The sequence below is a fragment of the Sulfurovum sp. TSL6 genome (genome assembly GCF_019972115.1).
Taxonomy (GTDB): Bacteria; Campylobacterota; Campylobacteria; order Campylobacterales; family Sulfurovaceae; genus Sulfurovum.
The window spans coordinates 881,477-903,528 of record NZ_BPFJ01000001.1 but is presented as its reverse complement, the minus strand read 5'-3'; the positions used below and the strand labels follow the sequence as shown (position 1 = coordinate 903,528).

General features: G+C 39.1%; 22 protein-coding genes. 7 read left to right on the top strand and 15 right to left on the bottom strand.

What is annotated here, in order from left to right:
* The first annotated feature begins 46 nt into the window (after positions 1–46).
* Positions 47–751: a DUF445 domain-containing protein gene (locus LDM93_RS04395; protein WP_223890873.1), complete on the top strand. Its 705-nt coding sequence runs from the start codon at positions 47–49 to the stop codon at positions 749–751.
* 75 nt (positions 752–826) lie between these two features.
* On the opposite strand, the gene LDM93_RS04390 is transcribed toward LDM93_RS04395, so the two are convergent.
* Positions 827–1,399, bottom strand: coding sequence for a bifunctional 2-polyprenyl-6-hydroxyphenol methylase/3-demethylubiquinol 3-O-methyltransferase UbiG (locus LDM93_RS04390; RefSeq protein ID WP_223890871.1), 573 nt, complete (start codon positions 1,397–1,399; stop codon positions 827–829).
* A 97-nt stretch (positions 1,400–1,496) separates the two neighbouring features.
* Here LDM93_RS04390 and LDM93_RS04385 point away from each other — a divergent pair, with 97 nt between their 5' ends.
* Entirely contained in the window at positions 1,497–2,276 is a 780-nt protein-coding gene (locus LDM93_RS04385) for an exodeoxyribonuclease III (RefSeq protein WP_223890870.1), read from the top strand.
* Between the two features lie 32 nt (positions 2,277–2,308).
* Here the strand turns inward: LDM93_RS04385 and LDM93_RS04380 are convergent, their stop codons facing one another.
* Genes LDM93_RS04380 through ychF form a run of 4 tightly spaced genes read right to left on the bottom strand, consistent with a single transcriptional unit; the run spans position 2,309 to position 4,766 of the window.
* Complete coding sequence (locus tag LDM93_RS04380) at positions 2,309–2,689, bottom strand: hypothetical protein (protein ID WP_223890868.1); 381 nt, start codon at positions 2,687–2,689, stop codon at positions 2,309–2,311.
* Positions 2,690–2,707: 18 nt separating this feature from the next.
* The gene (locus LDM93_RS04375) at positions 2,708–3,187 is read right to left on the bottom strand and encodes a DUF1456 family protein (RefSeq protein WP_223890867.1); all 480 of its coding nucleotides are present in this window, start codon (positions 3,185–3,187) and stop codon (positions 2,708–2,710) included.
* A gap of 1 nt (position 3,188) precedes the next feature.
* Complete coding sequence (locus LDM93_RS04370) at positions 3,189–3,650, bottom strand: DUF302 domain-containing protein (protein ID WP_223890866.1); 462 nt, start codon at positions 3,648–3,650, stop codon at positions 3,189–3,191.
* Between the two features lie 12 nt (positions 3,651–3,662).
* A complete protein-coding gene (gene ychF, locus LDM93_RS04365) occupies positions 3,663–4,766 on the bottom strand; it encodes a redox-regulated ATPase YchF (RefSeq protein ID WP_223890865.1) in 1,104 nt (367 codons plus the stop codon).
* Between the two features lie 198 nt (positions 4,767–4,964).
* Here ychF and dnaK point away from each other — a divergent pair, with 198 nt between their 5' ends.
* Together dnaK and dnaJ are read left to right on the top strand one after the other, a co-directional pair.
* On the top strand, positions 4,965–6,797 hold the full coding sequence (gene dnaK / locus LDM93_RS04360; RefSeq protein ID WP_223890864.1) for a molecular chaperone DnaK: 1,833 nt from the start codon (positions 4,965–4,967) through the stop codon (positions 6,795–6,797).
* Positions 6,798–6,813: 16 nt separating this feature from the next.
* On the top strand, positions 6,814–7,911 hold the full coding sequence (gene dnaJ / locus LDM93_RS04355) for a molecular chaperone DnaJ (protein ID WP_223890863.1): 1,098 nt from the start codon (positions 6,814–6,816) through the stop codon (positions 7,909–7,911).
* 16 nt (positions 7,912–7,927) lie between these two features.
* Here dnaJ and LDM93_RS04350 read toward each other — a convergent pair whose 3' ends face one another.
* The gene (locus tag LDM93_RS04350; RefSeq protein WP_223890862.1) at positions 7,928–10,345 is read right to left on the bottom strand and encodes a Lon protease family protein; all 2,418 of its coding nucleotides are present in this window, start codon (positions 10,343–10,345) and stop codon (positions 7,928–7,930) included.
* Between the two features lie 183 nt (positions 10,346–10,528).
* Between LDM93_RS04350 and LDM93_RS04345 the strand changes: the two genes are divergently transcribed.
* Positions 10,529–12,154 (top strand): cation:proton antiporter, encoded by a 1,626-nt coding sequence (locus tag LDM93_RS04345; protein ID WP_223890860.1) that lies wholly within the window; start codon positions 10,529–10,531, stop codon positions 12,152–12,154.
* A gap of 41 nt (positions 12,155–12,195) precedes the next feature.
* Here LDM93_RS04345 and LDM93_RS04340 read toward each other — a convergent pair whose 3' ends face one another.
* Positions 12,196–13,662 (bottom strand): leucyl aminopeptidase, encoded by a 1,467-nt coding sequence (locus tag LDM93_RS04340; RefSeq protein WP_223890859.1) that lies wholly within the window; start codon positions 13,660–13,662, stop codon positions 12,196–12,198.
* A 144-nt stretch (positions 13,663–13,806) separates the two neighbouring features.
* Between LDM93_RS04340 and LDM93_RS04335 the strand changes: the two genes are divergently transcribed.
* Entirely contained in the window at positions 13,807–14,748 is a 942-nt protein-coding gene (locus LDM93_RS04335) for a hypothetical protein (protein ID WP_223890858.1), read from the top strand.
* Between the two features lie 12 nt (positions 14,749–14,760).
* Here LDM93_RS04335 and trpB read toward each other — a convergent pair whose 3' ends face one another.
* The 8 genes from trpB to folD form a co-directional block, all read right to left on the bottom strand.
* The gene (gene trpB, locus LDM93_RS04330) at positions 14,761–16,005 is read right to left on the bottom strand and encodes a tryptophan synthase subunit beta (RefSeq protein WP_223890857.1); all 1,245 of its coding nucleotides are present in this window, start codon (positions 16,003–16,005) and stop codon (positions 14,761–14,763) included.
* 198 nt (positions 16,006–16,203) lie between these two features.
* Positions 16,204–17,304: a metallophosphoesterase gene (locus tag LDM93_RS04325; protein WP_223890856.1), complete on the bottom strand. Its 1,101-nt coding sequence runs from the start codon at positions 17,302–17,304 to the stop codon at positions 16,204–16,206.
* A gap of 61 nt (positions 17,305–17,365) precedes the next feature.
* On the bottom strand, positions 17,366–17,497 hold the full coding sequence (locus LDM93_RS04320) for a DUF2164 family protein (RefSeq protein ID WP_223890855.1): 132 nt from the start codon (positions 17,495–17,497) through the stop codon (positions 17,366–17,368).
* Positions 17,497–18,039 (bottom strand): adenine phosphoribosyltransferase, encoded by a 543-nt coding sequence (locus tag LDM93_RS04315; protein WP_223890854.1) that lies wholly within the window; start codon positions 18,037–18,039, stop codon positions 17,497–17,499. Before LDM93_RS04315 ends, LDM93_RS04320 begins: the two co-directional genes overlap by 1 nt.
* A 283-nt stretch (positions 18,040–18,322) precedes the next feature.
* A complete protein-coding gene (locus tag LDM93_RS04310; RefSeq protein WP_223890853.1) occupies positions 18,323–18,901 on the bottom strand; it encodes a hypothetical protein in 579 nt (192 codons plus the stop codon).
* A 385-nt stretch (positions 18,902–19,286) separates the two neighbouring features.
* The gene (gene rpiB, locus LDM93_RS04305) at positions 19,287–19,745 is read right to left on the bottom strand and encodes a ribose 5-phosphate isomerase B (protein ID WP_223890852.1); all 459 of its coding nucleotides are present in this window, start codon (positions 19,743–19,745) and stop codon (positions 19,287–19,289) included.
* Between the two features lie 10 nt (positions 19,746–19,755).
* Complete coding sequence (gene lepB / locus LDM93_RS04300) at positions 19,756–20,727, bottom strand: signal peptidase I (RefSeq protein WP_223890850.1); 972 nt, start codon at positions 20,725–20,727, stop codon at positions 19,756–19,758.
* A complete protein-coding gene (gene folD, locus LDM93_RS04295; RefSeq protein WP_223890848.1) occupies positions 20,727–21,572 on the bottom strand; it encodes a bifunctional methylenetetrahydrofolate dehydrogenase/methenyltetrahydrofolate cyclohydrolase FolD in 846 nt (281 codons plus the stop codon). Before folD ends, lepB begins: the two co-directional genes overlap by 1 nt.
* 89 nt (positions 21,573–21,661) lie before the next feature.
* Between folD and LDM93_RS04290 the strand changes: the two genes are divergently transcribed.
* On the top strand, positions 21,662–22,027 hold the full coding sequence (locus tag LDM93_RS04290; protein WP_223890846.1) for a c-type cytochrome: 366 nt from the start codon (positions 21,662–21,664) through the stop codon (positions 22,025–22,027).
* Positions 22,028–22,052: the final 25 nt, after the last annotated feature.

The window sequence follows — 22,052 nt, the reverse complement described above, 5'->3', positions numbered from 1 at the left end:
ATCCAGATTTTGCTATATTACACCAAAAATGCGAAGAGGATATCACATGTCAAAAACCCTCACAACAGATCTCTTTTCTTTACTCCTTGTAGGGGTATCTTTCCTGGTGCCGTCTCACTATCGTGATGTACTGCTTTTTACGGGACTGTTTGCACTCTCCGGGGCCATAACAAACCAACTTGCTATTCATATGTTATTTGAAAAGGTACCATTTCTTTATGGTTCAGGCGTGATAGAAAAAAACTTTACTGCATTTAAAGCATCGATCCGTGAAATGATCATGAAACAGTTCTTTACCAAAGAGCAGCTGGGAGACTTTTTTGCAAAGGAAGAAGAGAAGATAGATCTGACCCCTTTGGTTGAAGGTGCAGACTTTTCTCCCGCTTTTGATGCACTCTCTAAGACGGTGATGGAGTCGAAATTTGGCGGTGCTATCGCGATGTTCGGTGGGGAAGAAGCCTTAGAAGGATTACGTGATCCTTTTTCACGTAAACTCAAGAGTGCTGTAAGTTCCATTGTTTCTTCTTCTGCATTCAAAGCACAACTGGACCATCATATACAAAGCTCAGCATTAAGTGAAGATATGATCGCTTCGGTGGAAGGACTCATTACAAGAAGATTGGATGAATTGACACCTAAAATGGTGAAAGAATTGGTACAAGATCTGATCAAAGAACATTTAGGGTGGCTTGTTGTGTGGGGCGGTGTTTTCGGTGGTCTTATTGGACTGGTATCATCATCTTTGATCTAAGACATCATAAGCCTTGCTGGTCAGTATGCAAACTGGCCCTCATGTTCTAAGTGTGATAGTTACGACTCAAAAATTTCATTTGTCAGCCGCACTTTTCTTTTTAGCCACCATTGATGTTTTCATCGTTTTGAATCCTCTATAGTCTTGATCCCAAAATTCAGGCAGTTGTAGAAGTTCACACTTCGTATTAAAAGTGGTTTCAAGTTCACCTTCATTCAAAAGAAAAGCCGGATTGGAAGCAGTACGCTCATTGTCAGGATGATGTAAAAAAGTTTCCATAAGGATGATACCGTTGGGTTTAAGCGCATCGATCATCTGGGGAAAGAGTCTGCGCTCTAAAAAATAGGTACATACGATAAGGTCATACTTCTCTTTTGGCAGGGTATAGGTATCAAAATCAACTTCTTTTGCATGAATATGAGGAATATTCTGAAGCTCTTCTATCGCAACCGAAGAGATGTCGAGTGCATCGACTTCAAATCCCCTGGAAGCCAGATATTTGCTATGTCTTCCCATACCGCAGGCAATATCAAGTGCCTGTAGCCCGGGAGCCAGTGAAGCATAGTCACTGACCAGTTTGATGGGTTCATCCGTCATTGGATTGTTCTGCCATTTGTCATCCCAGCGTGCTTTGTCTTCTTGTGCCATAGATCCCCTTTTTCTTTGAAGTCTCTTTTGGTATTATTCTATCAAAATAATGAAGAAATTTATAAACACATACGAAAATTCGCAGCAAGGAGAAAAAATGTCAGACCGCAATACGCTCACTTTTATATCATGGAACGTAAATGGTATTAGAGCCGTAGAGAAGAAGCAGGCACTCAAGTGGATAGATGAAGAAAATGTAGACTTTTTGGGCCTGCAGGAGATCAAAGCAGAGGCAGACCAGATCCCTGACACTATCTTTGAGAGAGAGTATAAATTCCAAAGTATCAACTCGTCATCCAACAAAGGACAGTCAGGTGTAGCACTCTATACCGATATCAAAGGTGAAGCATCTTGCTGTTCGCATGTTGATATCCTGGATGAGGGACGCATCAATGAATACCACTTTGGAGATATCGCATATTTTAATGTCTATTTCCCGAACGGACAACGCAATGATGAACGTTTGGTCTATAAAATGGAGTTCTATGATCGTTTTTTAAATCATATCAATACCTTAAGAGAAGAGGGAAAATCTATAGTCGTATGCGGTGATGTGAACACTGCACATAAAGAGTTTGATCTGGCACGTCCTAAAGCCAATGAAAAAACATCTGGTTTCTTACCTATAGAACGTGAATGGATGGATAAACTCATAGATCATGGCTACATAGATACTTTTAGACATGTCAAAGGCGATGAAACAGACCGTTACAGCTGGTGGAGTTACAGAGCAGGAGCCAGAGGAAAGAACGTAGGATGGAGAATCGATTATTTCTTTGTTTCTGATGACTTAAAAGATAAGATAGTCGATGCTGATATCTTGGACCATGTCATGGGATCTGACCACTGTCCTGTGAAGCTAGTTTTGGAAGTCTAAGCTTCAGTTATGATGGCAGGCAGTGACAGGTGTTATCCTTTTGTCAAATGCCATCCGTTCCCGCTTGGACATGCATAGACCCTAAGTGTTAGAAGATTGTTAACGTTTAATTGCTTCATTTCCAGTTCTGCAAGTGCCTGTGTCTCATAAAGGGTCTTTAACGCTCCTGTACTGTCTGTACAATTGCAGATGGCGTTCTCACTGCTCAAATGATCAGTGTGGTGTAAGTTCGTGCTTTTGATCTGTTGAATATGTTTGTCCAGTGCATCGACCGTAGTGACTTGAAAGTATGCAAGTATTTCTGCTTGAGAGAGATGTCCTAAGTACGGGTAGATTTGCTGTATAAATTTGAATGTTGTTTCTCTTTTTGCTAATTCGGTTTTTATAGCTTGAAGTGATTTTTCTAAGTTCACGATATTGAAGAGATAGACTTAGTCTATATCTCCCACATAATAAAATTCATTCAATCCATCTAAAAATGCCATCAGTAACTCATCAGAGCATGCTCTGAAGTTTTTATGTCCCTCTTTACGAAATAGGGAAGCAAGTTGTTGTTTGCTGAGTTCAACATCTGCCAGGCCAAAGATGATCTCTGTTTCAGCTTCTTTGAGTTCCAGGGCAATACGAAGCTTTTTGAGTATAAGATTATTGGTCAGTTCTACAGCTTCATCATCATTGGGTTTTTTAGGAGACGGGCCGCGTTTAAGCGTAACAAGTCCATCTAAAAATACACCTAATTCTTCATAGGTAGCTACGTTAAAACCATCATCTTGATGACGTTTTAAAAGAGACTCCAAATGTGAAGCATCCATTTTATATGCTTCAAGCTTGTAGGCTTCTAACATTTCTTCTGTTGTGAGGTTCAGTGCTTTTTGTATACGGTAGAGTATTTCATTTGTAGGGATCTGCATATTATTTTTTACCTGCTTCTTCAGCAAGATTGGCCAATGCCATTTTTGCTTTTTTTAATATATTTAAACAATTTTTGTCTTTAATATTGTGTTTTAAAGACCAGTATTCCGGATTGGTATAGATAATGCTTGTAGTACCCTCATAGTTTGTTGTGACAAGTATACGAAGAGGCAGATCCAATCCCATAGAAGGATTACAGTTCATGAGGACCGTTCCCATCTTAGGATTGCCAAAGACCACAACCGTTTCAGGTTTCAAATTCATTTTGACATTTCTGGCATTTGCTCTATGGTCCATAGTACTGAAATGCGTGAGACCTTGATCTACGATGAGTTTCTCTAGTTTGGCTACAGAAGTAGAATGGTTATTTTCACTTTTAACCGTTTCAAGAAATGTACCTTTTTTACTATCACAACCCAGTAAAGTAAAACCGATCAATCCAATTAAAAGTAATTTTCTCATCATAGTCCTTTCTTAAACATTGAATCTAAAGTGCATGACATCGCCATCCTGTACGATGTACTCTTTACCTTCAAGTCTGTTTTTACCCGCTTCTTTAGCACCAGCTTCACCACCGTATTGTACAAAGTCTTCATAACTTATGACTTCTGCACGGATGAAACCTTTTTCAAAGTCATTATGTATAACTGCTGCAGCTTTAGGCGCTGTAGTACCCTTACGGATTGTCCAGGCACGTACTTCTTTTACCCCTGCAGTAAAGTAGCTCATGAGTCCAAGTTTGTCAAAACCTTTGTGTATGATCTGGTCAAGACCACTCTCTTCAACACCCAGATCTGCAAGCATTTCTTCTCTTTCCTCATCATCAAAGTCTACCATGTCTTCTTCTACTTTGGCACAAAGTTTGATCACTTCTGAGTTTCGTTCAGCAGCATAGGCTTTCAGTTTTTGTACATATTCATTGTCTTCACTCAGACCATCTTCATCTACATTTGCACCATAGATGATCGGTTTTGCTGTAAGAAGACGTAGATCTTTGTTTATCGCCAAAAAGCTATCACTCTCTTTGTCTTCAAAAGTAGATACAGGGTGACCTTCTTCTATATGTGCAAGTAAAGCCTCGGCAACGACAAGTTGTTCTTTTGCATCTTTGTCATTACCTTTGGCCTTTTTCTTAAGCATTTCGATTCGCTTAAGTACAGCATCAATATCAGCAAAGAGCAGTTCCTGCTCGATGATCTCAACATCACGAATAGGGTCAATAGAACCTTCCGTATGCACAATGTTTTCATCATGAAAACATCTTACGATATGCAAGATCACTTCCGTTTCACGGATGTTTCCAAGAAATTTATTTCCCAGACCTTCACCCTTGCTTGCACCGGCTACAAGCCCGGCGATATCAACGAAATCAAGTGTTGAGTGTTGTATTTTTTCAGGATTGACGATCTTCGCAAGTTCATCCAGTCTTTTGTCTGGTACAGGTACCACTGCTTTATTTGGTTCAATGGTACAAAACGGATAGTTTGCACTTTCTGCATTTTGTGCTTTAGTGAGTGCGTTAAAAGTTGTAGATTTTCCTACATTTGGTAGTCCAACAAGTCCGATGCCTAGTCCCATGATATTCCTTAAGTGTTATATATTATTATCGCGATTTTAGCGAAATATTAGTGAAGAAGGGATTAGTTTCTAAGCCAGCGTTTTCATCATCCATAAAATGAAACCTATGTAAAAATTATATTTTAATACTTATATATTATTATATTTAAAATATATGTTACTATATAGTATAGTAAAATCTATCACAAAGGTATAGTTATGGCAATTATAGGTATTGATCTTGGAACTTCAAATTCGGCAGCAGCTGTCCTTCGTGGCGGTAAACCAGTGATTATCCCTAGTACGGAAGGTATCAGTCTTAGTGGGAAAGCTTTTCCCAGTTATGTTGCTATTACTGCTGATGGAAATAAGCTCGTAGGGGAACCTGCACGTAGACAGGCTGCTGAAAATCCTGAGGGAACAGCTTATGCTTTTAAAAGACAAATGGGAAAGCGTGAAAAAGTCAGATTAAGAGATAAAGAGTTCACCCCTGAACAATTATCGGCTTTTCTTTTGCAAAAGATTAAAAACGATGCAGAAGCATTTCTAGGTGAACCCGTTGAAAAAGCTGTTGTCACAGTACCTGCATATTTTAATGATAATCAGCGAAGTGCAACAAAAGATGCATGTAAAATTGCAGGCCTTGAGGTGATACGTCTTGTGAATGAACCTACAGCCGCTGCACTAGCCTATGGTCTTGACAGAGCAGGTGAAGATATTAAAATAGCTGTGATTGATTTTGGTGGGGGAACGCTTGATGTAACGATCATGGAGTTTGGTAACGGGGTATTTGAAGTCAAATCTACAAGCGGTGATACCCAGCTTGGCGGAACAGATATGAATGAAAATATTTTTCAGCACCTTGCTGACAAATTTAAAGAGCAGAGCGGCATTGATGTCAGGAGTGACAAAAAGGCTTCTGCAAGGTTGATGGATGCCTCAGAAATGGCAAAGATCGAATTGACAACAAGTACAACCACACATGTCAGCCTTCCTTATATATCAGCTGATAAACATCTTGAACTTGACTTGACCCGTACAGAACTGGAACGTCTTGTCCGTCCGGTTGTTGAACGCTGTAAAGGACCTATAGAACAGGCATTAAGCGATGCAGGTATCACAGAGAAAGGTGTAGATAAAATTGTCTTTGTGGGTGGACCTACAAGAATGCCTGTGGTTCGTGAATATTTTGAAGAACTTCTTGGCAAAAAGGCCGAAGGTGGAGTAGATCCTATGGAGTGTGTTGCAAGCGGTGCTGCTATACAAGCAGGGGTGCTTTCTGGAGAGATCGGTGATATCGTTCTGGTAGATGTGACTCCGCTCAGTCTGGGTGTTGAGACACTGGGTGGAGTTGTGACTCCATTGATTTCCCGAAATTCCCCGATTCCAGTGAAGCATACAGAAACGTTTACAACAGCTGCTGATATGCAGACAAGTGTTACTGTACATGTACTTCAGGGGGAACGACCGATGGCTGCTGACAATACCTCTCTTGGACAGTTCAATCTTGATGGTATAGTTCCAGCACCGCGTGGTATACCAAAGATAGATGTAACGTTTGATATAGATGCAAGTGGGATACTCAATGTTACTGCTAAAGATGTTGCAACAGGTAAAAGTCAATCGATCAAAATCACTGCATCTACAAGACTCTCTAATGAAGAGAAAGAGAGAATGGTAGAAGAGGCTGAAAAATATGCAGATGAAGATAAAAAAAGAAAAGAAAAAGCAGACAAACTAAATGCAGCGGATGCCATATGTTACGAGGCTGAAAGAATGTTGGCTGATTATGGTGATAAACTAGAGGGTGATCTGAAAAGCAAAATAGAAGAAAAACTTAAAGAAACGAAAGAAGCAGTTCAAAGTGCCGACATCGATTTGGCTACTGAGCGTTCAGAAGCACTGAAAGAGGTTATGAAAGAAGCAGGTAGTGCTATCTATGGCCAGACACAGGGACAGACTGGTTCAGCCGGTAGTCAAGGTGGAGAAACGAAAAGTGGAGATGCTCCCTATGAGAGGGTAGTAGATGCGGATTTCCATGAATCCAAGTAGTCCATAGAGTATTGATATGGCAGAGAAAAGGGATTATTATGAAGTACTTGGCGTCAAAAAGGATGCGGATCAAAAAGAGATAAAAGATACCTTTCGCAAACTTGCCTTAAAGTACCATCCTGATAGAAATAAAGAGCCGGATGCAGAAGAAAAATTCAAAGAGATAGCTGAAGCCTATGCGGTACTTTCTGATCACAAAAAGCGCAAAGAGTATGATAATAGAGGGTTTGAAGCGGTTTCAGGATTTTCTCAAGAGGATCTTTTTGGTGGTATCAATTTTGATGATATCTTTAAGGGAAGCGGTTTCGATTTTGACCTTGGGGGTTTTGGTGGAGGTCTCTTTGGCAGTTTCTTTAATCGTGGAGGTGAGTATGCTTCCAGAGGTGCAGATATACGAGTGGAGGTTTATGTACCACTGAAAAAGATCGTCACCGGAGGTGATGAAGATATACATATAAGCCACCTTCGTGCCTGTCCTGAATGTAAGGGAACCGGTGCAGCACCAGGAACAGAACCTCGCATCTGTAAAACATGTAACGGTACTGGTAATATGGTTAATACTAGACAAGAGGGTAATGTTGCCTATCAGGAAATAAGAACATGCCCAAATTGTGCAGGAAAGGGTAAATTTATCGATGAACCCTGTCAAAAATGTCATGGTACAGGTATGATAGATGAACCTGAAACATTGACAGTAAAGATACCTGTAGGAGCCGAAGAGGGTATGGTGCTACGAGTGCCGTCTCATGGTCGACCCAGTCAAAGTAAAGAAGGAAAACCGGGTGATCTTCTTGTGATCGTACGTACAGCATATGATGAACGTTTTAAACGTGCAGGTGCTGATCTCTGGCATTCAAAGAGTATTGAATTGATCGATGCAGTATTGGGCATGGAAATGGAAGTGCCAACGATGGAAGGTTCTGTGACTGTTACCGTTCCCCAAGGTACACAGCCCAATTCTGTACTGCGCCTTGGTGGGAAAGGACTTCCTCATTTTGGAGAAACAAAAAGAGGAGATCTCTACCTTCGTCTTCATGTGCACATACCTGAGAGCTTAAGTCAAGAGGAGAGAGAACTTTATACACGACTTCGAAAACTTGGAAGAGATAAGTGATCAACACCTCTTCTGCTTACTCTTCTGCATTGTTTTTATTCTCTTTTGATTGACTAAATTCTTTTGCTATTTTTGAAAACTCTTGAAGACGTGTCACTACTCTTCCATTAACGGATTCAGGTGGAAAATCTCCTTTTTCATCTGCTTTACCAGCCTCTATACCTGTAAGAATCGATATCCCTTCATCAATGGTTTTTACAGCATAGATAGCAAATTTTTCTTTTTCAACAGCATCAAGCAGCTCTTTTTTGAGCATAAGGTGCTTGACATTTGCTTCAGGAATTATGACACCGTAAAAAGCTTCAGGATCTTTACGCATACAAATATCAAAAAAGCCTTCTATTTTTTCATTGATGCCACCGATGGCTTGAATCTCACCAAATTGATTGACTGAACCAGTTACTGCTATATTCTGTTTGATCGGAAGAGTGGAAAGTGATGAGAGTAGTGCATAAAGCTCTGTAGAAGAGGCACTATCTCCTTCGATCACTCCATAGGATTGTTCAAAGACTAAAGATGCAGATAGACTGAGTGGTAGATCAGAAGCATAGGTAGATCCTAAATAAGCACTTAGGATCATAATTCCTTTTGCGTGGATGGGACCACTAAGTTCCACTTTACGTTCTATGTTAATAATATCTCCTTTTCCGATACGTGTTCTTGCAGTGACACGTGATGGAAGACCAAACTGATACCCTCCTAGGGAGATGAAGCTTAGTGCATTGATCTGACCAACCATACTGCCTTTGACATTGATCATGATCGTATCTTCGTCTATCTGTTCATACAATTTCCTTTGAATACGGTTAAGGCGCTGTATACGTGTCTCAAGCACCTTTTCAATATCGCTTTTCTCTATGGCAGAATGATTATTTTTTCTAGCCCAATAATCACCTTCTTTTAAAAGATCAGAAAGTGTACTGAGATGAGTTGAAAACTTTAAAGCATGTGATACATCACGTGAACTTTGTTCAATAATCCTTGCAACAGCTTCAGCGGTAAAAGGAAGTAAATCGTGTCTATTTGCAATGGTTCCTATCATTCTTGCATAGAGTTGGATGTTCTCATCATTTCGAGGTATATCATCTTCAAAATCAGCATTGACTTTAAAAAGCTCTTGAAACTCAGGATCATAATGATGTAAGAGATAATATAAGATCCGCTCACCGATCAAAATGACTTTTACATTGATAGGAATAGGTTCAGGTTCAAGTGTTATGGTACTAATCAAGGAGTACTGTTGTCCCAGTGACTCAATACGTAGTTCTTTAGAGCGTAAGACTCTCTTGAGCTCTTCATAAGAAAAAGGCTGCATCAGTAATTTTCTAGCATCAATGACCAGGTATCCGCCATTAGCCTTATGTAGTGCACCGGGTTTTATCATGCTGAAATCAGTGGTGAGTGTACCTACTTGAGATAGATGTTCGATTCTACCTATAAGATTTTGATGAATGGGATTATCTTCAAAGATAACGGGTGCAGTTTGTGTTCCGTTGTGATGAGAGATAAAAAGATTGACTTTATAACGTGTAAACGAAGGCTTATAATACTCTTGAAGAAATATAGGTATATTTGCCTCTTCGGGTTTCAATAAAAAATCTCTGACATGGTGAATGATATCACTCTGTAGATCATTGAGATAATGAATGATCTTTTCTGAAGATGCATACTTCTGACGTAGTTCATCTATGGAGGACTTCACTGCTTCATATGTAGTTTTTTGATCATGTGTCTTAAATTCTTTTTGCATTTCCTTGTTCGACTCACCGACTTTGTGCAGTGCATCTCTGACGATGATCTCAAACTCGTCAACCCTATGATTGATCTCCTCTTTTTTTTCATCAGGAATTGCTTTAAATTCTTCTTCAGAAAGTATTTTTCCATCAACAATAGGTGTAAAGGTGATTCTACTTTTGGAAGAAGCATTTAAGGAGATATTATGTTTTTTTGCCTCTTCTTCTAAATGATTAAAGATGGATGCTTTTTCATCGATATATTTTTGATTAATCGCTTCATGTTCATCTCGGTACGTATTTCCTTCAAAAACACTAGGAAGTAATACTTTTAAAAGTTCAATCAGTTCATCAATATCATCTTTAAATTTAAAGCCCTCTCTAAAAGGTAACTCTATGGCAATAGGTTTTCTAGGATCTTTAAAATTGTTGACATAACACCAGTCTTTAGGAGGGGATTCACTAGAAGCTTTTTTTTCTAGAAAGCTCATAACAGAGGAGTGTTTACCACTTCCTGATGGACCCATTGCAAAAAGGTTATACCCATCTTGCTCTATACTAGAAGCAAAGTTAATGGCATCTATAGCATTCTCTTGACCGATTGGCTGTTCTAGTGTTTCTAATTCCTCAGTAGTAGTAAAAGAAAATACAGTGCTGTCACAGGAATGATAAAGTTCTGATATAGTTAGAGAATTTTTCATAATTATCCTTAAACATCAAATATTATTATTAGTGTAGCGAAATTAATTGTCGATTGAGAATGGTTTTTTATCTTTAAAGATTACTGATAAAGATAAATTACAGAATAAACTGCCTTTTTTACATACAGTTTTGCTATGATAAAAGTATACAATTGAAATACTATAAAGAAAACAGGAGAATCAATGGAAAATCCCTTACTAATACTCATTATTACCATTGCTATTGCTACTGTGCTCAACGTTTTTTTTAAAAGATTTGATATACCAACGATCATAGGGTATGTCATCTCCGGTTTCGTTATTTCATCTATGTTTCATTTTGCTGAAGATTCTAAGGAAATGCTATCCCATCTGGCAGAGTTTGGGATCGTGTTTTTAATGTTTACTATAGGATTGGAATTCTCAGTCAATCATCTTAAAAATATGAAACAAGAAGTATTTGTCTATGGAACGCTCCAGGTCATGCTTACTGGACTTCTTTTTACACTGCTTGGAACTATGGTCTTTGCATTGGATACGAAGAGTGCTATTATCGTAGGTTTTGCTTTGTCTCTCTCTTCCACTGCGATCGTATTGAAAATACTGAATGAAAACAATGAGATCCATTCAGGATATGGGCGCAATACACTGGGTATTTTACTCTTTCAGGACCTTGCGGTTATTCCTATACTTTTAATGGTCTCTTTCTTTACATCAGAGTCACAGTCCGTCTCAGTACTTCTACTGGGAACATTGGGCAGTGCCATTGTTGTTTTTTTAATTCTATTCATGATCGGTAAATACGTCTTGAATCACTTTTTTAGCTGGGTAATGTCTACAGGTTCAGAAGAGATATTCCTTGTTGCGGTACTGTTTATCGTTATGGGTGCCTCATTTTTGGCGCATGTGTTTGGATTTACCTACTCACTAGGTGCTTTTATCGCAGGTATGACCATAGCAGAAACAAAATTCCGTTATCGAATAGAAGCAGACCTGATCCCTTTTAGAGATATACTTCTAGGTGTCTTTTTTGTGACGATAGGGATGCTGATAGACTGGCATTCTCTTATCAATTATGTAGATATTATCTTGGAACTTTTAGTGGTTTTGATGTTGATAAAAGGCGTATTGATCTTTGGTATTTTACGTTTCTTTGTACAAAAAAGAACTGCTCTGAAAACAGCATTGGCACTTTTCCAGGTAGGTGAATTTTCCTTGGCAATATTTTCACTGGCTCGTGCAAATGATCTGATCTCTGAAGAACTCAATCAAATTATGATTATTACCATCGTGCTTTCCATGATATTGACACCTTTTGTGTTGAAGAACATTAAAAAACTTGCAGATATATTCACCAAAGAACCTGTAGCATTACGTGACAGGGCCCTTCTTGGTGGTACGTTTCAAGACCATATTATTGTGTGTGGGTATGGACCGGTAGGACGAAAACTGGTTAAAAAGTTTAAAAAAAGAAAATTACTCTATGTGATCCTTGAACACGACGTGAAGGTAGTTGATGAAGTACTTTCAAAAGGAGAAGAAGCCATTTATCTTGCCAATGCAGCACAGCAAATGGTTTTATCTCATTTTAATGTGAATCAATGTACTGCGATCATCGTCACGATAGAAAATGAGATACAGAGACAATTGATCTGTGAAAATATCGTTTCATTCAGCCCGAATATCAACAGTATCGTAAGAGTAAATAATAAAGCAGAGGAAAAGATGATTTCAGCCTTAGGTATCAAGCATATCATTAATAGTAGAGATACTATTGCTGATATGCTGGCAGAAGAGGCCTTGGCTTGCCATCTTAAAATAAAAGAGTAAAAGTACCATAACAGGTCATAGATACCTGATATGCAATAGTTTTACTTTTCTTCAGTTTCTACTAAGTTCTCTATGAGTTTTACCATCATTCTAACTCCGGCACCAGAAGCACCATGAGGGTTTTCTCCCCAAGCATGTTCTACAAATGCAGGACCTGCGATATCTATGTGAGCCCATTTTTCTCCATGCTCTTTGTCTATAAACTCGGAGAGGAATTGAGCTGCTGTGATCGCTCCGCCATAACGTGTATTGGAAATATTACATACATCTGCTATTTCAGATTTGATGGTTTTTTTGAGGTAAGGGTTGAAGTCTAAGGCCGTTGCCAATTCTCCTGAACGTTTTGCCGCATCGACTACAAGTGATTTCATTGCCTCACTGTTACCCATTACACCTGATGTGTAGTTTCCTACACCTACCACACAGGCACCCGTGAGTGTTGCAAAGTCGAAGAGATAGTCAGCTTTTACTTCCTGTTGGGCATAACACAGCGTATCGGCAAGTACCAATCGACCTTCAGCATCTGTGTTACGTACCTCGATCGTTTTACCATTCTTCGCAACGAGTACATCATCAGGTTTATACGCATCTCCACCGATCATGTTTTCTACGGCACCTACAAAACCATGGACCTCTACAGGCAAGTTCATTTCTGCTACGGCTTTCATGATACCGATGACTGCAGAACCGCCACTCTTGTCTGACTTCATCGTTACCATGAAGTCTGCCGGTTTAAGGCTTAGTCCACCACTGTCATATGTAAGACCTTTACCTACAAGAGTCACTACACATTTTGCATCTTTTGGTTTGTGTGCAAGGTGTATGACTCTTGGTCTATGACGGCTTGCCCGTGCAACCGCAAGCAGTGTTTCCATCTTCTCTTTTCTCAGTGCTTTTGGCTTAAGTACTTTACATTTCAGACCTGTTTCACTGGCCATCGCCTCAGCGATCTCTGCCATAACATCCGGGTAACAGTCATCAGGTGTGGTGTTGACGATGTCACGTGTAAAGTTTGTGGCATCAGCGACGATCTGTGCTTTATGAATAACAGTAGAAGCTTTTTCTATATCTACTGTGTACCCGCTATACTCTTCAAGTGAGATAGATATATGTTTGATCTTACTCTTAGTTTTTTTTGATTTATAATTCTCAAAAGTGTATGCGCCCAAGATAAAGCCTTCCACCATGGCACGCAGAGAGTTCGTACATTTGTTGCTATTGAGATAGGTTGCAACTTTGATAGATCTGTATTCTGTACCTTTGAGTGCTTTAATGGCATTGGCTGCAGCAGTTCTAATATCTTTACTCAGTGTAGAGTCAGCACCTACATAGAGTCTGTCTTTACTTACAAGCAGAGATGTTTCATCCTGTCCACCTTCAAAACCTGCTTTTTTTAACAGCTTTTTATCTTGTACAAACGTATGATCTGTATTTTTGTCGATGACGATAATGACTTCTATATCACCTTGGATATCTGCTACGGGGAGTTGAGTTAATTCGAAATTCATGGATAACCTTTGGTATGTTTTTATTCTATGGAGTATATCAAAATATTGGTAAAGACGCGTATGAGAATGAAGAACCCACCTCATTCTCCAAAGAGTCAAAATACTTTTTGTAGTATACTATGTAAAATATTGCAAGGAGAGATGATGCTGTTGATCATTATTGTTATAGCAGGAGCACTATTAGGTTTTACGTATGGGTATACTACAGATGGGTTTATTTTCGATAAAAACATCTGCCTCTTTGCAGGTCTTACCCTTATCATGCCATCACTTTTTAAATTCAAGTTACGAGATAGCATATTGGTATGGGAGTATAGGTCAGTCCTGTTTAAAGGACTATTGGTCAACTATCTACTCTTACCGATCTTTGCACTGATCATCGGTTTTATGACCAATGACTTCGGTATTACTGCCGGATTGTTTTTACTTTCAGTACTGAGTGGCGGAGGTATGGTCATGCACTGGATCAAAAGGTCTAATGCTGACACCTCTTTAGGCTTCTTGCTTCTCTTCATTAATCTTGTTTTTGTTTCACTCTCATTATTGATGCTGCATCTGTTTGCTACTTATAGCGCAGGGTACTTTGACGTGACATATGATGAACAGATAGCTATCAGCAGATTTGCAGAACCGGTGATCACTCTTTTAATACTTATACCATTTATTGCAAGTAGGGTGGTACTCTTCATCAAACCACTGCTTACGTTCATTGAAACCTACAGTAAACAGATCAGTCGTATCAGTATCTTTATCATTTTATTCTATTTGTTTGGTCTGCAGAGTTCTCAACTCTTGATCGAGATTTATGATTTTGAACCTGAACTCTTTTTTATTGCCCTTGTCGCAGTAGCTGTATTCTATCTGCTCATATTTGTGGCTTCAAAAATGATCTATGATTTAAACTCACCGCAAGAGCGAGCGGCATTCTGGCAAAGTATCACAAGGTACATCACTTTGGCTTTAGTACTTTCTACCTTTTCGGCAGGTACTTTTGGAGTTTCGATGCTTCTGCCTATTATGTTCGCCTATCTAGTACAGATCCCATTATCTATAGTGGTCAGCAATAAGTATATGACGAATGTATAGGTAGTTCGTTTACTAAAATTGGTCTTTTAAAATTTCTTTTGCCTGTATCATATCTTTATCGCCACGTCCGGAGAGATTGATCAAGATCGTTTTACCTTTGACTTCTTCAGGTTTCATCTTTTTGAGGTAGGCAATGGCATGAGAACTCTCAAACGCAGGGATGATGCCCTCAGCCTGTGAAAGCCACACAAAAGCATCTAATGCTTCATCATCTGTAATGTAATCATATTTAGCGATACCTTCATCTTTTAGGAATGAATGTTCCGGGCCTATGCCAGGGTAGTCAAGTCCTGCTGAGATAGAGTGCGCTTCTTGTACCTGACCATCTTCATCTTGAAGTAGGTAACTGAGTTGTCCATGAAGTACACCGGGACTGCCTTTTGCAAGACAACAGCCATGTTTAGAGTCAAGTCCAAATCCGCCTGCCTCTATACCGATACACTCTACACTCTCATCTTCTAAAAAGTGGTTAAAAATACCCAGGGCATTCGAACCTCCACCGATACAGGCGATCACTTTATCCGGTAAACACCCTTCGACTACATTAAGCTGTTGTTTCGCTTCCCAGCCGATGATAGACTGAATGTCACGTACCATCATAGGGTAAGGGTGGGGACCTGCAACGGTACCGATGATGTAGTACGTGTCACGGGCATTGGTTACCCAGTGTCTGATAGCATCATTCATGGCATCTTTGAGTGTTTTGCTTCCAGATTCAACGGCATGTACTTTTGCCCCAAGAAGTTTCATACGGAAGACATTAAGTTCCTGACGTGCTGCATCTTTAGCACCCATAAATATTTCACACTCCAGACCAAAGAGTGCTGCAGCTGTAGCTGTAGCCACACCATGTTGACCTGCACCGGTCTCTGCAATGACCTTTTTCTTACCCAGTCTTTTTGCAAGTACCGCTTGTGCTACAGCGTGGTTTATCTTGTGTGCACCTGTGTGGTTAAGGTCTTCACGCTTAAGATAGATCTTTGCATCAAGTTCTCTAGAGAGGTTTTCAGCAAAGTAGAGCGAAGAGGGGCGACCTACGTAGTTTTTGTAGTAATAGTCTACTTCTGCCCAGAAGTCTTTATCAAAACGTACTGCTTCATAGTCAAGTCTAAGTTGTTCAAGTGCAGGCATCAGTGTTTCCGGTACAAATCGTCCACCAAAACCTGTTTGTCCTGCTTCAATGCTGCCAAAATGTCCTAGCTCATCCGGATCATGCGGGCTTGGTTTTGGGATATATATTTCTTTATGTAAGTTCATATCAATGTTTCCTTTGCAAGAAGCAAAGCTCCTCACAAATTCCTTTCACTTTTGATTAAAATCTTATACAAGAAAGCTCTAAAAGCTTTCTCGGAAAAGCTTTGCCCTTCGCAAGAGAAAGCTTATAAATTAATTTGAAAGATTATATCCAATGAGAGGTTAGAAATCGCCTTACAGTAGTGAATGCACTTACTTCTGTCAAACGATATAAGTGATCTCAGCCTGTGAATCAAGTCTCATAGGCGGTCCCCAAAACCCGATGCCGCTATTGACATAGAGATGGCTGCCATTGGGAAGTTTGTGCAGTCCTTTGACATAGGGTTGCTGCAGTTTGACCAAGTGCCCAAAAGGCCAGATCTGCCCTCCATGTGTATGTCCGCTGAGTATGAGATCAGGCGTGTAGTCTCCAAGTTCTTCTATATATTTGGGTTGATGGGCTAAAAGGATCGTTTTGTAAGCATCGTTACATCCTGAAAATGCTTTATGGATGTCAGGTGCAAGAAAATTCGTACGGTAACCCATACGATCTGTCACACCCACTACATTGAGTTTCAGTGTATCAATGGTGACATGTTCATTCAAGAGCAGCTTTATCTGTGTCGTTTTAATGAAATCAATGATCTTCAGAGGATCATGGAAATACTCATGATTACCTAAAATATAATAGATACCATGTTTTGAAGAGATCGCATCAAGTTCCCTTACTGTATCTTCTATATATTCAAGCCCGGTATCTACAAGGTCTCCGGTGATGAAGACGATATCCGGTTTTAGTGCATTGATCTTTAAGACAGAGTTTTTAACAAATTCTTTGTCTATCAGTCCACCTATATGAAAATCACTGATCTGTACGATGGAAAAATCAAAATGATCCAATTCTACTATATTGACTACCGGTTCTTTCATACCCTCATAGGCACCTGCACTGACATAGGAGGTTGCAAGTGCCAGCATGGCACCATCGCTGCTTTTTTTAATGAACGCTCTTTTTGAATGATCAACATGCTTGAGTGTTTTATGGAACAAATGGAGAATCTCGTGTAATATCAGATACAAAAGAAGCATAAAAGAGACACCTATTGATAAAGAGAAGAGATAATAGAGTGTATTGCCTATGATATCTGTGTATCGACCTACAACATAGAGTATATTGAAAATAAAATTGACACTTAAAAACAGAGTGAAGGTTTTTTTTACTTTTTCAGACACTAAAAGCTTTTTGATCACTCTTGAGTAAAAAAGGTAATGTATAGAGAAGAACAGTAGAAGAAAAATGGTAAAAAACATATAAACTCTCATAAAAACACCTTGTTGATATTTTTACATTATACTCTATATTGCTTGTGTATTGAGTAGGGGATTATTTGATAAATTCTGTGACTTTTTCCATTTTATAAAAAGTTTGTATCATATTCTGTGTTTGTTCTTCTATCATAGCACGTGCATCATGTAAAGCATGATTATAGTGGTAAGGTCCGATAATATCAGACATTAGTCTATCTCTAAAACAGAATAAACAGGTGACTCGAATCCTTCACGTCCATTGAGGAAAGCAAGCTCCATAATGAAACATGCCTCAACACAATTTGCACCCACTTTATCTATCAGGTTCGCGGCAGCTTTTGCTGTCCCGCCTGTTGCGATAAGATCATCTATTAGAAGGACATTTGGGTTTTCCTTTTCTCCAAAAGCATCAATATGTATCTCCACTTCATCAAATCCGTACTCCAGGCTGTATTTCTCAGCCACAGTGGTATAGGGTAATTTTCCCTTTTTTCGAACAGGTACAAAACCAACACCCAGTCTATCAGCCAAAATAGAACCAAAGATAAACCCTCTTGCATCAATACCTGCAATAAAGTCCAATTCATAACTTTTATAACGATCTGATAGGTGTGTCATCAGTGTATCAAAAGCATGAGGTGTAGAAAGCAGGGTGGTGATATCTTTAAAGATGATGCCGGGTTTTGGGAAGTCTGGGATATCTCTAATGCTGTCCAGAATGACTTTTTTATCTTCTGAGGTGAGTGTCATGTTATTTCCTTGGGATTATACTGTTATGTTGGATTAATTGTATCATAGTTGTTTGAATTTTGTATCGAAAATACAGTCTTAAATAACGTTATCGTGAGAAATACTAACTTGCATTACGGTTAATATTTGTCTACCTGTATTGTGAGGTGTTATCAGATGTAAATTCAGCATCTCTCATAGTTTAGACTCTATTACAGCGGTACATCATTGCAATTTCAACTACTTATACATTGAAAGTGTCTTTGGAAGAGGGTTGACATCCCTGATCTAAAAAAGTGCAGACCTATTTGTAGATATTTTCGATAAAAGACATCTTCCTCATTTTTTCAAATGCCTTTCTTTCGATGTCCTTCACCTTATCTTCATTCATATTTCCACCTATAACATATGCTGTATCTTTATAGAATCTTTTGAGTATGATGGTTCTTAGAATCACATAGGTTTCCATAGGATTAATGTGTGAGAAGATCGCATCCCATGTAAGTTCATCTTTAATCCTTCCCTGTAGTGTCTTTTCTATCTTAACTTCCCCGTCACTGAAAATAGCAGAGATGAGATGTTTGTGCTCGAAGACTATCTTTGGAGAGTAGAGCTCCATTTCTAACCTGAAATCAATCGTATACATGTTTCTACTCATGTCTCTTTCTCTCAGTCTTCTGGAAACATTTCTCAACTCTTTTTTAAGTTTTTGTCTTTTTTCCCAAATAGCGTCCACTACATTATTTGCTTCTTTAAGAGCCCATAGCGCGACATCATGGTCTCTGTCTACCTTCTCTAGTTTTTCTTCTAGTTCCTTATATAAAATCTTATCTTTTTCTTGGTTGAGATAATCGATTTCAGTATCGTCCATTCGATTTGTCATGATTATTATCCTTGTCCATAATTGATAATATATGTTAATGATGATCACAGAAGTTATCTACAGATTAGTTTTTCTTTATCCCCATAGGAAAACTCTGAACATATATAATCCCAATCTTTTTTATATTCTATATAGTATATGATAAAATGTCTCGCTATTGCAAGAAGTATGATAATTATTGATCTTTTTACTATTTTTGTGGAATAACTATACAGTTATTAAAAATTCTTATGTTATTTAGCTAGATATGAGAAAAAAGTGTGATTCTGAGAATATTCAAGAATTGTTTGCTAGATCTATAGATACTAGGATGGTCTACATGTACGTTATGGAAGAGATCAATAAGGATAGGGCAGTTAGCCCTTTGGATACTATGTATTAAATATTAACCCAGATCTGAACCGAAAGCACAGACACTTTCTATCTTTGCCACACGTCCGGCATGTCTGCCGCCTTCAAATTCTGTACTTGCAAACGCTTCTATCATATCTTCTATGACACCTTTTCCTACCACACGTTCGCCAAAGCAGAGGATGTTCGCATCATTGTGTTGTCTTGTAAGTTTTGCCGTATAGGTATCATGGCAAAGTGCTGCACGTATACCAGGTACTTTGTTCGCAGCAATAGAAATACCGATACCGGTACCACAGATCAGGATACCAAAACTGCCTTTGTCTGCCAGTACAGCATCTGCACATTTTTTTGCAAAATCAGGGTAGTCCACTCTATCTGCAGAGTCTGGACCAAGATCAACGATCTCATGACCTAAAGACTTTACATAATCTTTAACATAGGCTTTAAGTGCATATCCTGCATGGTCTGTTGCAATGTAAAATTTTTTCATCTGTTTTCCCTTATTCTATTGGCTGTTCTTTTTGGATACTATCAATGCGTCTTCCTACACGTCCCCATCGAACTGTAAATCGTTGTTTGTTCCAGAGATCTTCACACGCTTGAGAATCAATTGCTATATCACCACATAAACGTTTAAGTCTTGCATTGTCTTTTCCGCTTCCATATGCATCACCATTAAGTACACTCTCATAGGAACGGTGTTCCAAACTCATATAGTTCAACCAAGGCTTTCCTACGATAAGTTTATAAGGAACAGCACCCCAAAAACGGCTGTCATTAGAGTTGTCACGGTTATCACCTATCATATAGAAATGATCCTCATCGACTTTTGCATAGAGTGCATTGATACCTTTTCCCGTGATTTCATAGGTGGGTGCATCAAGACCATCCACATAGACAGGTATCATATCGATCTCTTTATTGTATGCATAGTACTGTAAAAGTCCCTCAAATATAGGAGCACCTTCAGGCTCATACTGTATACCTGGATATTTTGATATATAAGGGTTTTCAACCCAAAGTTTATCTCTGAGTGAAACGATCTTATCTGCAGGATAGTTTGTTTTTATGTACTCGTCACCTTCATGGAAGTGAATGAGCAGTTTTTCATTGGTATAAAGTATTTCATCTCCACCTACAGCAACGCAACGTTTGACATAGTGTATTTTGTGGTTTTTTGGATAACGGAAGATAACGATATCTTCTCTTTGAGGTCTAGGCCCTTCTATGAGGTGTCCGTTTCCGTTAAAGTCCGGCAAAAGAGGGATCTCCAGCCATGGTAAGTGAGGGGTAGGGATCCCATAGGAAAACTTCTTGGCAAATAAAAAGTCACCGATCAGCTGTGTTCTTTTCATCGATCCAGATGGAATGACAAAAGATTGCGCAACAAAGAAGATGAGAAAAAGTACGATAATGATCGTTCCTGTCCATGAACTGGCAAAACGGCCTGAAGCCTGTATAAAACCTCTCATTATGCTCTGGCTTTAGCAGATTTAAGTGTATTGCTCAAGAGCATCGCTATGGTCATCGGACCCACACCACCCGGTACAGGAGTGATATAAGAACATTTCGGACTTACATTTGGAAAGTCTACATCGCCCACCAGTGAGCCGTCTTCTATACGGTTCATACCGATATCTATCACGACAGCACCTTCTTTCACCATATCCTCTTTGATGAGTCCTGCTACACCTACACCTACGACTATAATATCAGCTTTACTTGTATGTGCTTTGAGGTCTTTGGTATAGATGTGTGTGACAGTCACTGTTGCTTCTGCATTCAAAAGGAGGGAAGCCATAGGTTTTCCTACGATGTTACTGGCACCTACCACACATACATCTTTTCCTCGAAGTTCTATATCGTACTCTTCAAACATTTTCATCACACCAAGCGGTGTACATGGTACAAAACTGTCAAGTCCTGTGACCAAACGACCTACATTATAGGCATGGAAACCATCTACATCTTTTTTCGGGTCTATGACCTCGAGTATCTTGTCCGTATCTATTTGTTTCGGTAAAGGAAGCTGTACCAATATACCATCTATACGAGGGTTATTGTTCATCATCTCTATGGTTGCGATGATCTCATCTTGACTGATTGTGTCAGGCATGTTGTGTGTGATAGAGTAGACCCCTACATTTTCACATGCTTTTGCTTTCATTTTGACATACGCATGACTGGCAGGATCATCACCAACGAGGATCACTGCGAGTCCGGGAACGATATTTTTTTCTTGTTTGAGTTGTGCGACTTCAGTAGTTACGGTAGCTTGCACTTTCTTGGCTAAGGATTTACCATCGATGAGTTGCATAGAGTGCCCTTATATTTTTTATTGTATTATATCAAAAATACTTTAGGCAATACCGTTTTGCCCGGTTTGGAGTAAACGTTGATACTATCATGAGACTATTATGGATATTACTGCCTTTAATGGTATGGGGACAAGAAGATTTTATCTCACACTATGAGTATGGTGAAATGCTCTATGCAAATCCCAGAGGGGTAAGCTGTTCTCAATGTCATGGAAAAAGCGGTGAAGGTCAAACCATTGTCGAATACCGGGATATACATGGGAAACAGGCGTTAAAAGGCTCAGATATACGCAGAAACACACTCGATGACATGATCAAAGCAGTCAATACGTATCATAAGGTCATGCCTCGTTATTATTTGACAAATGAAGAGGTCAAAGCGATCTATGATTATCTGCAAAAGAAAAACCAAGCATACCTATCACAATTCACAGAGAGTAACAGCGCAAAATAATTGGTTATAATCATTCTTATATTAT

What these genes read in the sequence shown, in the direction of transcription:
- LDM93_RS04395 (WP_223890873.1), top strand. Translation starts at nt 47, where the DNA reads ATGTCAAAAACCCTCACAACAGATCTCTTTTCTTTACTCCTTGTAGGG.
- LDM93_RS04390 (WP_223890871.1), bottom strand. Translation starts at nt 1,399, where the DNA reads ATGGCACAAGAAGACAAAGCACGCTGGGATGACAAATGGCAGAACAAT.
- LDM93_RS04385 (WP_223890870.1), top strand. Translation starts at nt 1,497, where the DNA reads ATGTCAGACCGCAATACGCTCACTTTTATATCATGGAACGTAAATGGT.
- LDM93_RS04375 (WP_223890867.1), bottom strand. Translation starts at nt 3,187, where the DNA reads ATGCAGATCCCTACAAATGAAATACTCTACCGTATACAAAAAGCACTG.
- LDM93_RS04370 (WP_223890866.1), bottom strand. Translation starts at nt 3,650, where the DNA reads ATGAGAAAATTACTTTTAATTGGATTGATCGGTTTTACTTTACTGGGT.
- ychF (WP_223890865.1), bottom strand. Translation starts at nt 4,766, where the DNA reads ATGGGACTAGGCATCGGACTTGTTGGACTACCAAATGTAGGAAAATCT.
- dnaK (WP_223890864.1), top strand. Translation starts at nt 4,965, where the DNA reads ATGGCAATTATAGGTATTGATCTTGGAACTTCAAATTCGGCAGCAGCT.
- dnaJ (WP_223890863.1), top strand. Translation starts at nt 6,814, where the DNA reads ATGGCAGAGAAAAGGGATTATTATGAAGTACTTGGCGTCAAAAAGGAT.
- LDM93_RS04350 (WP_223890862.1), bottom strand. Translation starts at nt 10,345, where the DNA reads ATGAAAAATTCTCTAACTATATCAGAACTTTATCATTCCTGTGACAGC.
- LDM93_RS04345 (WP_223890860.1), top strand. Translation starts at nt 10,529, where the DNA reads ATGGAAAATCCCTTACTAATACTCATTATTACCATTGCTATTGCTACT.
- LDM93_RS04340 (WP_223890859.1), bottom strand. Translation starts at nt 13,662, where the DNA reads ATGAATTTCGAATTAACTCAACTCCCCGTAGCAGATATCCAAGGTGAT.
- LDM93_RS04335 (WP_223890858.1), top strand. Translation starts at nt 13,807, where the DNA reads ATGCTGTTGATCATTATTGTTATAGCAGGAGCACTATTAGGTTTTACG.
- trpB (WP_223890857.1), bottom strand. Translation starts at nt 16,005, where the DNA reads ATGAACTTACATAAAGAAATATATATCCCAAAACCAAGCCCGCATGAT.
- LDM93_RS04325 (WP_223890856.1), bottom strand. Translation starts at nt 17,304, where the DNA reads ATGAGAGTTTATATGTTTTTTACCATTTTTCTTCTACTGTTCTTCTCT.
- LDM93_RS04320 (WP_223890855.1), bottom strand. Translation starts at nt 17,497, where the DNA reads ATGTCTGATATTATCGGACCTTACCACTATAATCATGCTTTACATGAT.
- LDM93_RS04315 (WP_223890854.1), bottom strand. Translation starts at nt 18,039, where the DNA reads ATGACACTCACCTCAGAAGATAAAAAAGTCATTCTGGACAGCATTAGA.
- LDM93_RS04310 (WP_223890853.1), bottom strand. Translation starts at nt 18,901, where the DNA reads ATGACAAATCGAATGGACGATACTGAAATCGATTATCTCAACCAAGAA.
- rpiB (WP_223890852.1), bottom strand. Translation starts at nt 19,745, where the DNA reads ATGAAAAAATTTTACATTGCAACAGACCATGCAGGATATGCACTTAAA.
- lepB (WP_223890850.1), bottom strand. Translation starts at nt 20,727, where the DNA reads ATGAGAGGTTTTATACAGGCTTCAGGCCGTTTTGCCAGTTCATGGACA.
- folD (WP_223890848.1), bottom strand. Translation starts at nt 21,572, where the DNA reads ATGCAACTCATCGATGGTAAATCCTTAGCCAAGAAAGTGCAAGCTACC.
- LDM93_RS04290 (WP_223890846.1), top strand. Translation starts at nt 21,662, where the DNA reads ATGAGACTATTATGGATATTACTGCCTTTAATGGTATGGGGACAAGAA.